18 protein-coding genes, 2 tRNA genes and 1 other RNA gene are annotated in these 15111 nt (G+C 52.6%); 9 read left to right on the top strand and 12 right to left on the bottom strand.

The genetic code is table 11. The features are described 5' to 3' along the window. The first annotated feature begins 5 nt into the window (after nucleotides 1-5). The 7 genes from AC2FC2_RS13955 to AC2FC2_RS13925 all read left to right on the top strand — a co-directional run bounded on the left by AC2FC2_RS13955 (nucleotide 6) and on the right by AC2FC2_RS13925 (nucleotide 5006). Nucleotides 6-515, top strand: coding sequence for a phage major tail tube protein (locus AC2FC2_RS13955; RefSeq protein ID WP_006323695.1), 510 nt, complete (start codon nucleotides 6-8; stop codon nucleotides 513-515). A gap of 64 nt (nucleotides 516-579) precedes the next feature. Then, nucleotides 580-867, top strand: a complete 288-nt coding sequence (locus AC2FC2_RS13950) for a phage tail assembly protein (RefSeq protein WP_490659403.1) — start codon at nucleotides 580-582, stop codon at nucleotides 865-867. Between the two features lie 20 nt (nucleotides 868-887). After that, nucleotides 888-1022 carry a GpE family phage tail protein gene (locus tag AC2FC2_RS13945; RefSeq protein WP_490659402.1) on the top strand — a complete coding sequence of 45 codons (135 nt, stop codon included), beginning with the start codon at nucleotides 888-890 and terminating at the stop codon, nucleotides 1020-1022. Next, entirely contained in the window at nucleotides 1015-3072 is a 2058-nt protein-coding gene (locus AC2FC2_RS13940; protein ID WP_490659401.1) for a phage tail tape measure protein, read from the top strand. The genes AC2FC2_RS13945 and AC2FC2_RS13940 overlap by 8 nt, the downstream gene beginning before the upstream one ends. A gap of 12 nt (nucleotides 3073-3084) precedes the next feature. Further along, nucleotides 3085-3546, top strand: coding sequence for a phage tail protein (locus AC2FC2_RS13935; protein ID WP_490659400.1), 462 nt, complete (start codon nucleotides 3085-3087; stop codon nucleotides 3544-3546). Further along, the gene (locus tag AC2FC2_RS13930; protein ID WP_490659399.1) at nucleotides 3543-4697 is read left to right on the top strand and encodes a contractile injection system protein, VgrG/Pvc8 family; all 1155 of its coding nucleotides are present in this window, start codon (nucleotides 3543-3545) and stop codon (nucleotides 4695-4697) included. The genes AC2FC2_RS13935 and AC2FC2_RS13930 overlap by 4 nt, the downstream gene beginning before the upstream one ends. Before the next feature lie 90 nt (nucleotides 4698-4787). Then, entirely contained in the window at nucleotides 4788-5006 is a 219-nt protein-coding gene (locus AC2FC2_RS13925; RefSeq protein WP_490659398.1) for an ogr/Delta-like zinc finger family protein, read from the top strand. A 155-nt stretch (nucleotides 5007-5161) separates the two neighbouring features. On the opposite strand, the gene rplS is transcribed toward AC2FC2_RS13925, so the two are convergent. The 5 genes from rplS to ffh form a co-directional block, all read right to left on the bottom strand. After that, nucleotides 5162-5518, bottom strand: coding sequence for a 50S ribosomal protein L19 (gene rplS / locus AC2FC2_RS13920; protein ID WP_012005300.1), 357 nt, complete (start codon nucleotides 5516-5518; stop codon nucleotides 5162-5164). 54 nt (nucleotides 5519-5572) lie between these two features. Next, nucleotides 5573-6340: a tRNA (guanosine(37)-N1)-methyltransferase TrmD gene (gene trmD, locus AC2FC2_RS13915; protein ID WP_490659397.1), complete on the bottom strand. Its 768-nt coding sequence runs from the start codon at nucleotides 6338-6340 to the stop codon at nucleotides 5573-5575. 52 nt (nucleotides 6341-6392) lie between these two features. Next, nucleotides 6393-6941 (bottom strand): ribosome maturation factor RimM, encoded by a 549-nt coding sequence (gene rimM / locus AC2FC2_RS13910; RefSeq protein ID WP_209635235.1) that lies wholly within the window; start codon nucleotides 6939-6941, stop codon nucleotides 6393-6395. Nucleotides 6942-6959: 18 nt separating this feature from the next. After that, nucleotides 6960-7208: a 30S ribosomal protein S16 gene (gene rpsP / locus AC2FC2_RS13905; protein ID WP_004932501.1), complete on the bottom strand. Its 249-nt coding sequence runs from the start codon at nucleotides 7206-7208 to the stop codon at nucleotides 6960-6962. Between the two features lie 216 nt (nucleotides 7209-7424). Further along, the gene (ffh, locus tag AC2FC2_RS13900; protein ID WP_037424818.1) at nucleotides 7425-8786 is read right to left on the bottom strand and encodes a signal recognition particle protein; all 1362 of its coding nucleotides are present in this window, start codon (nucleotides 8784-8786) and stop codon (nucleotides 7425-7427) included. A 169-nt stretch (nucleotides 8787-8955) separates the two neighbouring features. Between ffh and AC2FC2_RS13895 the strand changes: the two genes are divergently transcribed. Then, entirely contained in the window at nucleotides 8956-9747 is a 792-nt protein-coding gene (locus AC2FC2_RS13895; RefSeq protein WP_017891659.1) for a cytochrome C assembly family protein, read from the top strand. Between the two features lie 40 nt (nucleotides 9748-9787). Then, nucleotides 9788-11077: an HlyC/CorC family transporter gene (locus AC2FC2_RS13890; protein WP_265555759.1), complete on the top strand. Its 1290-nt coding sequence runs from the start codon at nucleotides 9788-9790 to the stop codon at nucleotides 11075-11077. A gap of 64 nt (nucleotides 11078-11141) precedes the next feature. Here the strand turns inward: AC2FC2_RS13890 and luxS are convergent, their stop codons facing one another. The 7 genes from luxS to AC2FC2_RS13855 form a co-directional block, all read right to left on the bottom strand. Continuing rightward, nucleotides 11142-11657, bottom strand: coding sequence for an S-ribosylhomocysteine lyase (gene luxS, locus AC2FC2_RS13885; protein WP_209635231.1), 516 nt, complete (start codon nucleotides 11655-11657; stop codon nucleotides 11142-11144). A gap of 166 nt (nucleotides 11658-11823) precedes the next feature. After that, entirely contained in the window at nucleotides 11824-13386 is a 1563-nt protein-coding gene (gene gshA, locus AC2FC2_RS13880) for a glutamate--cysteine ligase (protein ID WP_404760426.1), read from the bottom strand. Nucleotides 13387-13468: 82 nt separating this feature from the next. Then, nucleotides 13469-13897, bottom strand: coding sequence for a YqaA family protein (locus AC2FC2_RS13875; protein WP_265555760.1), 429 nt, complete (start codon nucleotides 13895-13897; stop codon nucleotides 13469-13471). Continuing rightward, nucleotides 13894-14460, bottom strand: a complete 567-nt coding sequence (gene yqaB, locus AC2FC2_RS13870) for a fructose-1-phosphate/6-phosphogluconate phosphatase (protein ID WP_490659396.1) — start codon at nucleotides 14458-14460, stop codon at nucleotides 13894-13896. Before yqaB ends, AC2FC2_RS13875 begins: the two co-directional genes overlap by 4 nt. 173 nt (nucleotides 14461-14633) lie before the next feature. Continuing rightward, nucleotides 14634-14747: non-coding RNA, RtT sRNA (locus AC2FC2_RS13865), on the bottom strand. Nucleotides 14748-14781: 34 nt separating this feature from the next. Further along, nucleotides 14782-14858 (bottom strand) — tRNA-Arg (locus AC2FC2_RS13860). Between the two features lie 50 nt (nucleotides 14859-14908). Continuing rightward, a tRNA-Arg gene (locus AC2FC2_RS13855) sits at nucleotides 14909-14985 on the bottom strand. Nucleotides 14986-15111 lie beyond the last annotated feature (126 nt).

Below are 15111 nucleotides of genomic sequence, written 5' to 3'. Positions count from 1 at the left end.
GAATCATGGCACTGCCAAAAAAACTGAAATACCTGAACCTGTTTAACGATGGCTTCAACTACATGGGCGTGGTTTCCGCCATGACCCTCCCAAAACTGACCCGCAAACTGGAGAAATTCCGCGGCGGCGGTATGAGCGGTGCGGCATCGGTGGACTTTGGTCTGGACGATGATGCGCTGGTGGTCGAATGGACCATGGGCGGCATCGATGAGCTGGTGCTGAAGCAATGGGGGCGCGTCGATGCGGTACCCCTGCGCTTCACCGGTTCTTTCCAGCGTGATGATACCGGTGAAGTATCGGCGCTCGAAGTGGTCATGCGCGGTCGCCATAAAGAGATCGACAGCGGCGACTTTAAGCAAGGCGAAGACACCGAGACCAAGGTTTCTACCGACTGTACCTACTTCAAACTGAGCATCGACGGCAAAGAGCTGATCGAGATCGATACCGTCAATATGATCGAAAAAGTCGACGGCGTGGATCTGTTGGCGGCCCACCGCCGCGCTATCGGCCTGTAATTATCACTTCAATGGCCAGCCGCAGTGCTGGCCCTGTTTACCCTGACAATAATTGGATACCCCCATGGAACTGAATGCATCCCCAGAAAATACCGTTGTACTGGAAACCCCGATCAAACGCGGCGACGGCGAGATCCGCGAAGTACAGATCACCAAACCGAACGCCGGCAGCCTGCGCGGTATCGGTCTGGCGGCCCTGGCCAACGCCGACGTCGACGCCCTGATCACCATCCTGCCGCGCGTGACCTATCCAAACCTGACCAAAGAAGAGTGCGCCCGTCTGGAACTGCCGGATCTGATTGCGCTGGCCGGCCAGGTGATCGGTTTTTTGTCACCGAAATCGGCCGGGTAAACATCGATCCCGTTCTGACCGTGGATGACCTGATGGCGGACATCGCAGTGATTTTTCACTGGCCGCCATCGGAAATGAACGGCATGACGCTGACAGAGCTGATGAACTGGCGCTATAAGGCCCTTCAACGTAGTGGAGTAAAAACAGATGAGTAGCAGCGGCAGCAAAAAAGCGTTGGCAAACGCGGATACCACCATTCGCAACCGGCGAAAACAGCTTAAAATAGAACAAAAAAACCAGGCCCAACTAACTCAATTACTGAAGATAAAAGCGGCGCAGGCCGACGTCCTGATTGAGCTTGATACGATTCAAAATACCCGTAAGGCTTTGCCCGCTTTTTTATCTTCCCCCAAAGATATTGAAACGGCACAGCAGGCGAATCTCAATCACGTCGTGCAAAAGGCCCGTGGAGCCATTTTATCGCTCCAGCAAGGCCATCTCGAAAAACAGCTCCAGGGCAAAGGAATTGATACCGCAAATTTAACCAGCGCCCAGCAACGCTCCCAAAAAAAATCAGAAACCGTCCAAAGCCATCTTAACTTCCAACAAGGCGTCCGCCAAAAATTGAGTCAGCAGAGACGCACGGAAGTACTTGGTGATTTTCAAACCCGGCAGAACGGAATTGGAAAGATTCGCGATGTGGCTTCAAAGGGGTTGGGACTGGCAGGTAGTGCCTTCAAAACCGGTAAAGATTTGTTGGCTCCGGGTATGAAGTTTGAACAGCAGATGTCCGGTTTGCAGGCGCAGTTGGGATTAAACAACGACGACCCCCGATTAACAGCCCTGCGCCAGCAGGCAACCGGCAGGGTGTCCAGAGGGCGGTCCCCGCAGGAAGTCGCTGAAACACAATCCGCTCTGGCCACCGCTGGCTACAATCCTCAGGAAATTTTGGCTGCGACGCCTGCAGCACTGAATCTGGCCAAGGCCAGCGGCGGCAGCATCGAAGAGGCAGTAAAAGCGCTGTCGAGTATCCAACAGGCCTTTCAACTGCCTGCCGATCAGGCGGGAAATATCGCCGATATTATGGCCAAAGCCAGCAGCAGCTATCAGTGGAGCCTTGATGAGTTCGATAAAAAAATTCGGGCCGCCGCACCGGCAGCCCTCCAGAGTGGACAGGGGCTGGAGCAAACTGCAGCACAACTAGCCCCGCAAGGGCATAGTTTGGGAACAGTTGACGGTGCTGCTCAGGTGATGGTCACCATCCGGGGGGATAATCTGGACGGCGATATTAAAAAACTGTTCGCCACCTGGGACAGCATTCGAATCGATCTGTTCGATGGGCAAAATTCAGCCCTACGGCAGTTGACGCAAACCGCGACCGGTTGGCTGAACACCCTGGGTCAATGGTCAAAAGAAAACCCCGCGTTGGCCAATACGTTGATGACAGTAGCCATTGCCGTGACTGCACTCATTGGGGGCCTCTCAACCATAGGTACCTTTATCGTGCCTGCGCTGAGCGCCATTAACATGCTGATGGCCGGTGCTGGCTTACTGGGCACTGTATTCACTTCCGTTGGCGGCATGATAGCCGGAGCCTTCGTTGCCCTCAGCCTGCCCATTGTCGCCGTAGTCGCAGCGATCGTCGGAGGGGCCGCCTTAATCTATAAATACTGGGAACCGATTAGCGCCTTTATCGGCGGAGTCGCGGAAAGTTTCAGTACGGCAATGGGGCCGATTGGCGATGCATTTTCTCCAGTCATTACAGCCTTCAACACCGTCATGGACAAGTTAAAACCGGTCTATAACTGGTTTATGCAATTATTGACGCCGATAAAAAGCACTCAGGAAGAGCTGAATACCGCAGCGGCTTACGGAAAAATGCTGGGCGAATGGCTGGTTTGGGCATTCAGGCTGCCCGGCGATGCGCTTAACCAGCTAGTGGGTTTAATCGGCAAGGCGCGAGGCATCATTGATTCGGCTATTGGATGGTTTAGCAATGAAAAAAGGGATCCAACCTCGGAAAAATATGACAGCAGCCTCTCCCCCAGCGGCGGCGTGTTGAGTTTAGGAAACGAAAACTATCGTGCCGTTCGCCCAACAAGCACCCCTACCGTTTCTGATAACAGTGTACGGACCAATAACGTCTCTATCAACGTACCGGAGGGAACTACGCGTGACGAAATGGAACGTGTCGTCCGTTCAGCCATGATGGACATCGAAAATACTCGACGTAATCAGCACCTCAGCGCTTATGCGCAGGTATAAGGAGCCAGACTAATGATGCTAACTCTGGGACTGTTCGTATTTATGTTACGCACCCTGCCCTACCAAACCATGAACCGTCAACTGAGCTATCGCTGGCCGACAGGAAGCCGCGTTGGGCAAAGACCAAGCGCTCAATTTTTGGGCGTGGATGGCGAAACTATCACCTTAAGCGGACAATTGATGCCTGAGCTAACCGGTGGGCGGCTATCTTTACTGACGCTGCAAACTATGGCTGAACAGGGGCGCGCCTGGCCGCTTATCGAAGGCAGCGGCACCATTTACGGTATGTTCGTGATCGAGAAAATCACTCAGGACAGCAAAGAATTTTTCGCTAACGGTCAACCACGCCAAATTTCCTTCACCATCACATTAAAACGCGTAGATGAATCGTTGCATGCCATGTTCGGCGATTTGCGCCACCAGGCTGGCGACCTGCTGACGAAAGCGCAAAAAGCAACGGGAGTGTCATTATGATCGCCGATGTTTATCAACCTATGGGGGCCAAACCGGCCCCCGACTTTATCCTGACGCTGGCAGATAAGGATATTACCAACGATATCCGTCAACGGCTGATCTCGTTAAACATGGTAGATAATGGCGGCTTGAGCGCCGATCAATTGACCATTAACCTGGACGATAGCGATGGCCTGATTTCCCTGCCTGGCCGGGGGGCCATTTTGGAGTTGTTTCTTGGTTGGGATAACTCGGCGCTGGTCGGCCAGGGCAAGTTTATTGTTGATACCATCATCCACTCAGGCGCTCCAGATCTCATCTCCATCACCGCCCGCAGCGTTGATTTTCGTGGCTCGCTGAACGAATCCCGCAGCGAGTCTTATTCCGACAAGACCTTTGGCGAAATCGTACAACAGATTTCAACACGTAATGGGTTGAACGAACCCTATTTGAGTAATGAGTTGGCCGCAATAAACATTGCGCATATCGACCAAACCAATGAGACCGATGTTCAATTTCTTTCTCGTTTGGCCTTGGCAAATAGCGCACGAGTGACTATCAAATACCAGCGCCTGCAGTTCATCAGGCCCGGATTTGGCCGTAACCCGCGTGGCGAGCCAAACCCTATTAAAACACTGATCCGCAGTGACGGTGACACTCACCGTTTTGAACTGAAAGATCGCGGCAGTTACACCATTGTCAGTGCCAGTTGGCTGAATACCGAACATCCGGAGCAAGCAAACAGTAGCGTACAAGTAGAGCGGGAAATCCCGCAGGCAAATGCCAGTACATCCCGACATCCTGCCGCCAAATTCACTGAAAGAACTGTCACTGTTCCGCGGCAAGCCAGCAGTTATATGGCCGGCAAAGAAAAACAGGTCTACCACATTGCAAAAATCTATCGTGATAAAGAAACCGCCATGCGGGCAGCTCAATCACTGTTTGAGCAATTACAAAGAGGGATCGCAACCTTCAGTATCAGCCTGGCAACCGGACAGCCAGACCTGTTCCCTGAGACCCCCATCCGAGTTTATGGTTTTAAGGAAGCTATCGATCAGCAGCTCTGGGTGGTTAATAAGATTACCCATACCTTAAGCAACAGTGGCTTCTTCAGTAATCTGGAACTAAACGTCTATATCGAGGGTGTTGAGATCGTTACCAAAGAAAGTTGATCTCTATTTCGAATAATCAAACTTGCTTTTGCAAGATTGTGAGCTATTATAAGTCATATAACTTGATGCAGTCGAAAGGGGGATTCAACTATGATGCACTGTCCACTTTGCGGTAGCGTGGCCCATACTCGCTCCAGCCGCTACTTGAGTGAAGCGACCAAAGAGCGCTATCACCAATGCCAAAACATTAACTGCAGCTGCACCTTTGCCACGCATGAGTCCGTCGCGCGAGTGATTGTGAAGCCTGGCGATATTATTCCAGCTCAGCCGCACCCGGAAAAAAACAAGCCGCGCACCGCCGCGCTGTAATGCAAAGAGCCTGCTACCGCAGGCTTTTTTATGCCAGCGGAAACTTACTTTTTCAAAAACAAAATCTTGCAAATGCAACCATTAGATTTTAAGCACAAAAAAAGGGGTCGGCATAATGCCAACCCCTTCATAGCTATTAACTTTTGGATGCAGCGTTAGCCGACGCGGTTCAGACGCTCTTTGATACGAGCAGACTTACCAGTACGCTCACGCAGATAGTACAGTTTGGCTTTACGAACGGCACCACGACGTTTAACAGCAATGCTGTCAATTACTGGTGAGTGAGTCTGGAATACACGCTCAACACCTTCGCCGTTGGAAATCTTACGAACAGTGAATGCAGAGTGCAGACCGCGGTTACGGATAGCGATAACCACGCCCTCGAATGCCTGCAGACGTTTTTTGCTACCTTCAACGACCCATACCTTCACTTCCACGGAATCACCCGGACGGAATGCAGGTACGTCTTGTTTCATCTGCTCTTGTTCAATTTGCTTAATAATGTTGCTCATAATATGTCTCTTACCCTAGGTAAACTGATATATCGGTCGCGTCGAGCCAATTGCTCAGACGTTCCCTTCATAGTCCTGCTGCTTGAGCTGATGTTCCCGTTGGAACTCAGCCAGCAACACCGCTTGCTCGTCAGTCAGAGCTAGGCTTTCTAGAAGTTCAGGTCTTCTAAGCCAGGTACGGCCCAGCGACTGCTTTAAGCGCCAGCGACGTATCTCGGCATGGTTGCCCGACAGTAAAACCGGCGGAACCTCCATCCCTTCCAACACCTCAGGACGGGTATAGTGCGGGCAGTCCAGCAATCCATCGGCAAAAGAATCTTCTTCTGCTGAAGCCTGATGGCCCAGTACACCCGGGATAAAGCGGGCGACTGAATCGATCAGGGTCATTGCCGGCAGTTCCCCACCGCTGAGTACGTAATCTCCGATTGACCATTCTTCATCAATTTCGGTTTGGATTACGCGCTCGTCTACCCCTTCATAACGACCGCACACCAGAATCATCTTCTGGTTGGTCGCCAGTTCGCACACACCGGTTTGATCCAGCTTGCGCCCCTGAGGTGACAGATAAATCACCTTTGCTCCCTCGCCTGCCGCTGCTTTTGCTGCATGAATAGCTTCCCGCAAGGGTTGCACCATCATCAACATTCCCGGGCCGCCGCCATAAGGGCGATCGTCCACGGTACGATGCCGGTCGTAGGTGAAGTCACGAGGACTCCAACACTGCACGCTCAGCAGGCCATTTTTTACTGCCCGGCCAGTCACCCCGTAATCGGTGATTGCGCGGAACATCTCAGGAAACAGGCTTACAATACCAATGAACACAAGCCAATCCCCATACTGTCATTCCACTTGTTTCGACCGTTTAATTCGGAGGTCAAAAACCAGGATCCCAATCTGCTTCAATCACGCGAGCAGTGAGATCGACTTTCTTGATAACCTGCCCATGAAGAAACGGGACCAACCGCTCCTTCATGCCGAACGCATCTTTCAGGTTAGCTTTCACAACCATCACATCATTAGAACCGGTTTCCATCATATCGATGACTTTACCCAGCTCGTAGCCGGTGGTTGTGACTACCTGGCAACCCATAAGGTCTTTCCAATAGTAATCATCACCCACCAACGCAGGAAGTTGTTCCGAATCTACCAGTATCTCGCGATTGGTCAGTAGATTCGCAGCATCCCGATCATCAACGCCTTTGACTTTGATGATCAGATCCTGACTGTGGCGCTTCCAGTCTTCCAACTCGACAAGCTGCCATTGACCCGCCTGCTGGATAAACCAGGGCTGATAGTCAAAAATGCTTTCGGCGTTCTCGGTGGATGAAAATACTCTGAGCCAACCACGGATGCCGTAAGTAGACCCCATTTTACCGAGTACAATCGGCTGCTTAGGTGCTACCGGTTTGAGTTGCTTGCTCATTGCCACCACCGCGACAGATTAAGCTGCTTTCTTAGCGTCTTTGATCAGCGCGTGAACGCGATCAGAAACGGTTGCACCCAGGCCGACCCAATGTTCGATGCGGTCCAGGTCCAGACGCAGTGCTTCAGCCTGACCAGATGCGATCGGGTTGAAGAAGCCTACGCGCTCGATGAAACGACCATCACGAGCATTGCGGCTGTCGGTCACTACTACTTGATAGAACGGACGCTTTTTAGCGCCGCCACGTGCCAAACGAATTGTTACCATAACATCCTCTTTAGTTAATAAAACAGCCGGGCCCCATTGAGGGAACGGGGCCCGGTTGCAATATAAAAAGCCCGAAAATTTTACTCATTTTGGCGCAAAAAGCAATCGAAAGCGTAGTTCGTCGTCAACAACTTTTTACGGCCAGTCATATTTCGGGCGGTTTTCACCGCGAACGGCAAATGCTTAAACGCGCTCACCCTAGAGGGCAAGCACCTGTCAGCGGCCTGGGAAGCCCGGCGGCATCATACCTTTCATGCCGCGCATCATCTTCGCCATTCCGCCTTTTTTCATCTTTTTCATCATGCGTTGCATGTCGTCAAACTGTTTTAACAAACGGTTAACGTCCTGCACCTGCATGCCGGAGCCCACCGCAATGCGACGCTTGCGCGAGCCTTTGATGATCTCCGGTTTAGCGCGCTCTTTCAGCGTCATCGAATTGATGATCGCTTCCATGCGCACCAGAACTTTATCGTCCATCTGCGATTTCACATTGTCCGGCAATTGGCCGGCGCCAGGCAGTTTGCTCAGCATGCTGGCCATACCGCCCATGTTACGCATCTGCTTCAGTTGTTCCAGGAAGTCGGTCAGATCGAAACCGTCGCCCTTCTTCAGCTTGTTAGCCAGTTTTTCCGCCTGTTCGCGGTCAACTTTGCTTTCGATATCTTCGATCAGCGACAGCACATCGCCCATGCCGAGAATGCGTGAAGCCACACGGTCTGGATGGAATGGCTCCAGCGCTTCCGTCTTCTCACCCACGCCGAGGAACTTGATCGGTTTACCCGTGATATGACGGATGGACAGCGCAGCACCGCCACGCGCGTCACCGTCGACCTTGGTCAACACTACGCCGGTTAACGGCAGGGCTTCGTTAAAGGCCTTGGCGGTATTGGCAGCATCCTGACCGGTCATGGCGTCGACCACAAACAGGGTTTCCACCGGCTTTATCGCCGCATGCACCTGTTTGATTTCGTCCATCATCGCTTCGTCAACGTGCAAACGGCCCGCGGTATCGACGATCAAGACATCGTAGAATTTCAGCTTGGCCTGTTGCAGCGCTCGATTAACGATATCGATCGGTTTTTCTTTAACATCCGATGGGAAAAAGTCGATGCCGACGCTTTCTGCCAGTGTTTCCAACTGTTTGATCGCCGCAGGGCGATAAACGTCGGCGGAAACCACCAACACTTTTTTCTTCTGTTTTTCTTTCAGGAACTTGCCGAGTTTGGCAACGCTGGTGGTTTTACCCGCCCCTTGCAGACCCGCCATCAACACCACTGCCGGCGGTTGTGCCGCCAGATTCAGCTCGGTGTTCACTTCGCCCATAGCGGCAATCAGCTCGCTCTTGACGATTTTGACGAACTCTTGCCCAGGCGTCAGGCTTTTGTTGACCTCATGACCGACCGCGCTTTCTTTTACGCGATTGATAAAGTCCCGTACCACCGGCAGCGCAACGTCCGCTTCCAGCAAAGCCATGCGCACTTCACGCAGGGTTTCTTTGATATTTTCTTCGGTCAGCCGCCCACGGCCGCTGATATTGCGCAGGGTGCGCGACAAACGATCGGTTAAATTTTCAAACATCGTCTCATGCTCAACGTGTAATGACAGGCCGCTCTGGCGACATAATTGCGGCGATTATAACACGAAGCGGAGAGGATCTCTGCCTCAGCGTTGGAGATCGGTTGGAGTAGGACGCGCTGGACGCTATACTGACAATCCAATTCACCACGCCGAAGCAAAATTAAACGCTATGCCAGTTTTCTCCATTGTGGCTTTGATCGCCTACCTGCTCAGCCTTGGACTGATTATTCCCAGCTTGTTGCGGAAGAACAGCGCATACCGTCGGCTTGCTCTCGTCTCGGCGGTGGTGGCGCTGGTTTGCCACGCCATCGCACTGCAACAGCGTATTTTTGACGTCAGTGCCGGGCAAAATCTCAGCTTGCTCAACATCGGCTCGATAGTCAGCCTGATCATCTGCTCGGTTATGACGTTTGTCGCTTCACGCGATCGCGGCTGGTTCTTGCTGCCTATCGTTTATAGCTTCGCGATGATCAATCTCGCCTTTGCCAGCTTTATGCCTGGCGAGTTTATTACGCATCTGGAAGCCAGCCCTGAACTGATGGTGCACATCGGCCTGGCGCTGTTTTCCTACGCTACGCTGATCATCGCCGCGCTGTATGCATTGCAACTCGCCTGGCTGGACTATCTGCTGAAAAATAAAAAGCTCTCCTTCAGCGCCGATATGCCGCCGCTGATGAGCATTGAGCGCAAAATGTTCCACATCACCCAAATCGGCGTCGTGCTGCTCACTCTCACGCTGTGCACTGGCCTGCTTTATATGGACAACCTGTTCAGCAAAGAGAATGTGCACAAAGCTGTGCTGTCCATCATGGCATGGTTTGTCTATATCGTTTTGTTGTGGGGTCATTACCATGAGGGTTGGCGTGGCCGCCGTGTCGTTTGGTTCAGTTTTGCCGGTGCCTTCTTGCTAACATTAGCCTACTTCGGCAGCCGTCTTATCCAACAAGTGATGGTTCGTTAACGTCTCTGGCTCTCTTTCTCCATACATAAGGAATACCGCGTTGGAGCATGTTTCGACAGGAACCCTGATCATCATCTTGGTGGTTATGATTGTGGTTTCCGCTTACTTCTCAGCATCCGAAACCGGCATGATGACGCTAAATCGCTATCGTCTCCGTCATCTTTCCAAGCAGGGTAACCGCTCTGCCCGCCGGGTCGAGAAGCTACTGAAAAAGCCAGACCGTCTGATTGGCCTGGTGCTGATCGGCAATAATCTGGTGAATATTCTCGCCTCCGCGCTGGCGACCATTGTCGGCATGCGTCTCTATGGTGATTTTGGTGTCGCTATTGCCACCGGTGTATTGACGTTTGCCGTGCTGCTGTTCGCCGAAGTGCTGCCGAAAACCTTTGCTGCACTGTATCCGGAACGGATCGCCTTCCCCAGCAGCTTTTTACTGGCTCCGCTGCAAAAGGTCATGTTCCCGCTGGTATGGCTGCTCAATGGCATCACCACCTTGGTCCTGCGCCTGTTCGGCATCCACACTAACGTGCGCGTCAGCGACGCCGTCAGCAAGGATGAGCTGCGTACTATCGTTAACGAATCACACTCGCAGATATCTCGTCGCAATCAGGACATGCTGATTTCAGTCCTGGATCTCGAAAAAGTGACCGTGAACGACATCATGGTACCGCGCAATGAGATCGTCGGTATCGACGTCAACGACGATTGGAAATCGATCATGCGCCAGCTCACACACTCGCCGCACGGCCGCATTGTGCTGTACCGCAGTTCGTTGGATGACGCCATCGGAATGCTTCGCGTACGCGAAGCCTACCGTCTGATGACCGAGAAAAAAGAGTTCAACAAAGAGAACCTGCTGCGTGCCGCCGATGAGATTTACTACGTGCCTGAAGGGACTCCGCTGAATGTCCAACTGGTGAAGTTCCAGCGTAACAAAGAAAAGGTTGGCATCGTCGTTGACGAATACGGTGATATTCAGGGGCTGGTGACGGTTGAAGATATTCTGGAAGAGATTGTCGGTGATTTCACTACCTCCATGTCACCCACGTTGGCGGAAGAGGTCAATCCGCAGAGCGATGGATCAGTCTTGATAGACGGCACTGCCAACGTGCGTGAGTTAAACAAGGCATTCAATTGGACCCTGCCGGCTACTGATGCGCGTACGGTTAACGGTATGCTGCTGGAGGAGCTCGAAGAGATCCCCGACGTCGGCACCCGAGCCCGGATAGGCCACTATGATATCGATATTCTCGACGTGCAGGACAATATGATCAAACAGGTGAGGGTCACGCCGATAAAGTCACTGCAATCCAGCGTTCAGCAACACTGACCCCCCGCCAGAAAGGAAAAAGCCGCGTAATGCGGCTTTTTTTATCGCTGCAACGGGGACCGAACTAGATATGTAGTTCTTGCAACTTCTCTTTCGGCAGTGCCAACTCGTCGTTGTGGTTCACCACCACGTCGTGATCAAGAATATGCTTAGCGATTTCCTGCGCTTCTTCCAATGAGTGCATGTGATAAGTCCCACACTGGAACTCATTCAGCTCAGGAATTTTACGCTGGTCGGTCACTTTCAGCACATCGCTCATCGCGGCTTTCCACGCATCGGCAACACGCTGCTCTTCCGGCACACCAATCAGGCTCATGTAGAAGCCGGTACGGCATCCCATCGGGGAGATATCGATAATCTCAACACCCTGACCATTCAGGTGGTCACGCATAAAACCCGCAAACAGGTGTTCCAGCGTATGAATGCCACGCTCAGGCATCACTTCCAGGTTCGGCCGGCAGAAACGCAAATCGAACACGGTGATGGTATCGCCATGAGGCGTTTTCATGGTTTTCGCTACGCGGACAGCCGGAGCTGCCATGCGAGTATGGTCTACGGTGAAGCTATCCAGCAATGGCATTTCGTTACCTCCTCGTAAAAGAGTATTTATTTCGAAACTTTTTTATCTAACCAGGAAACCTTTTCTAACTCAGCGAGTCTGAATATGTGAAAGACGCGCATTTGTTATCATCATCCCTGTCATCAGAGATGCATATTTGGCCACATTGATGTGGCCTTTTTCTTTTTCAGCCCCCACCATGTTGCTTCAGGAACTCTTCAAAGCTTAGCGTATCACTGGCTTCTACGTTACGTTGACGCTCCCACGAGGCTTCCTGTTCTTTTGCCAGCTCGGCTTCAGTCAGGATTTCCAGCGGCTCTTCTATCAGCATCTGGCGGTATTGTTCAGCCAGTTCCAGACCCACACGCCCCGTGCCTTCTTCCTTCATGGCTTTTAGGATGCGGGCAGAGAATGTCAAATCCGGATCGTCAAACGCCGCGACCAGTTCATCGCACACCTGTTGATATTGGCTATCACCGGCTTCGCTATCGAGCACTTCCGCCACGCGGCGCAGATCGTCAAACAGCGCTTTGCCTACTTTTGCCAGCGGCTCACGGCTGTCATCACACCCCATGCCAATCGTCTGACCCGGCTTGCGGCCTTCAAGAATCACACGATTCCAGTTTTTACGCGTGCACAGCAACTCATCGCTGCTCATCTCTGGCGCATCGGCCAGCACACACCACACCAGGAACAGGTCCAGGAAGCGCGCCTGTACGGCATCAACGCCGATGGGTGAGAATGGGTTGATGTCCAGCGAGCGAACTTCAATGTATTCGATACCGCCGCGCAGCAGCGCATCTGACGGAGTCTCTCCGCTGTTGGTTACACGCTTCGGTCGGATTGGCGCATAGAGTTCGTTTTCGATCTGCAACACATTGCTGTTCAGTTGCAGATAACGATCGCCGTCCTTCACGCCCAACTTGGCAAACTCTTCTGATGGCGTGGCAATTGCCCGCTTCAGGCCTTCAACATAACTTTGCAGATCGTTGAAAGTAATGCCCAGGTTGCTCTGCGATTTATTGGTGTAGCCGAGATCGCTCAGACGCAACGACGTGGCATACGGCAGATAGCACATCCCTTGTTCAGTACGTTCAAACGGCAACGTAGTTTCACGCCCTTTCAGGAATGAAGAACAAATTGCCGGCGATGCGCCAAACAAGTACGGAATGACCCAGCCAAAACGGTAATAGTTACGGATCAGACGGAAATATCCCGCGGAGATCTGCTCTTTACCACTTTCAGCATCTTTAACACCCGCCCACGCCTGCCAGAACTCCAGCGGCAGTGAGAAATTGTAGTGCACACCGGAAATAGTTTGCATCAACGCGCCGTAGCGGTTCTTTAACCCTTCGCGGTATAGCGTTTTCATACGACCGATGTTCGACGCGCCGAACTGCGCCAGCTCAATGTCCTGCTCCGCTTCAATAAAGCACGGCATGCTGAGCGGCCACATACGCTCGTCACCCAGGTTACGCGCTACGTGACGATGAATATCACGTAAGAACGTCAGCAAGTGATCGAGGTTGTCGTCAACTGGCGTAATGAACTCTAACAATGCCTCAGCAAAGTCTGTGGTTATCCAGTGGTGCGTTAATGCCGCCCCCAATTTCTCCGGATGTCCGGTTGTTGCAAGCTTACCGTCCGCGGTAACACGCAGCGTTTCACGCTCAATGCCGCGACGGATGCCTTTTAATGCATGGGGATGGGCTTCCAACCAAGAAAGCGCCTGAGATACGTCCGGGATCAAATTGACCTCCCGCTTCTAAAAACAAGAACTCGTAAGCATACTGAATCCGCACCCGAGAGAATATTGAGTTATATTCACGTCGTTAATGCCACCAGGCCATTCCCTGTAACGTTATCATCGTAAGAATGATGTAACGCACCGCCTTTCCGATACACAGAAACAGCGCGACAGGGCCCCAGGGCATGCGCAGCCAACCTGCCAACACGCACAATAAATCGCCCACTACCGGTACCCAACTGAGCAACAGCGCAGCCGGGCCAAAGCGTTGCATCCACCCGAGCGCGGTATCCAGACCTCGCTGCGGTTTCAACGCCGGTAGCAGGCGCCCGATAATGACATTGGTCAACCCACCGAGCGTATTCCCCAACGTCGCGGCCAGCACCAGTAATTCTGGTGAGACACGGCTGTTGGTCAGCAAGGCGACCAAAACAATTTCTGAATTTCCCGGCAGCAACGTCGCACTGAGGAAGCTGCTGCCAAACAACGACATAACGGCCAGCGTACTACTCACAGCGTACGAACGTCTACCACAGCCATATTGGCGCTTTTCGCGGCCTGAATACCGAAGTCTGCGTCTTCAAATACCACGCATTTCTCCGGCGGCACGCCAATCAGTTCGGCGCAGCGCAGGAAGGTGTCCGGCTCCGGCTTGTGGCGTTGCACGTCATCGGCGCCAACGATCGCATCAAAGCAATGGAACAGATCCAGATGGCGCAACAAGGTTTCTGCCATGCGGTGCTCGCTGCCGGTGCCAACCGCCATAGGACGGCGCCCATGGTAGGCTTTCACCACCTCAATCAACGGCAGGGGGCGAACACTGTCCAACAGCATCGCTTCTACCGCGCGGGTTTTCTCTGCAGCCAACTGATGGGGATCGAGATCGGCCTGGTGGCTGGCAATTATCGCCTGGGCAATACGCCAGGTCGGTGAGCCGCTCAACGCTACCATCGCCGCCTCATCAAACGTCATACCGTAACGGGACAACACCTCACGCCACGCTTTGCGGTGCGTTGGCTCAGTATCGAGAATGGTGCCGTCCATATCGAAAATAAGACCTTGATAGCGGTCGTACATCGTTACTCCATGATCGTTGAGGAAAGAAAACTACTTTAGCGTAAAGCCGGCAGGTTGTCGCTGATCGCGTAATAGCGGAATGTGCTGTGCAGGTGCCTAAGGATGGCGCGATAACAACGACGTTCGCTGAATGCCAAAAAGCGAAAAACCCGCCGAAGCGGGTTTTTCTTAGAGGGTGCATCCAGGAGGATAATTCGGCTGCGCCTCTCCCTGCGGGCCGTTGCTAAAGCAACGTTGTCTCGCTACGCTCGGCTCGAACCTCCAACCGCTCTGCTCGCAGTCGGAAAAGCGAAAAACCCGCCGAAGCGGGTTTTTCTTAGATGGTGCATCCAGGAGGATTCGAACCTCCGACCGCTCGGTTCGTAGCCGAGTACTCTATCCAGCTGAGCTATGGATGCATTACTATTTTTGGTTTGTCTGCTTGAATACAACAAGTTGACAGAAAGAATGGTGCATCCAGGAGGATTCGAACCTCCGACCGCTCGGTTCGTAGCCGAGTACTCTATCCAGCTGAGCTATGGATGCACTACTATTTTTGGTTTGTCTGCTTGAATACAACAAGTTGACAGAAAGAATGGTGCATCCAGGAGGATTCGAACCTCCGACCGCTCGGTTCGTAGCCGAGTACTCTATCCAGCTGAGCTATGGATG

This window comes from Serratia sp. CoH_122_TC_1 (genome assembly GCF_058191755.1).
The sequence above is the reverse complement of the archived record's forward strand: the minus strand, read 5'-3'. Positions and strand labels throughout refer to the sequence as shown.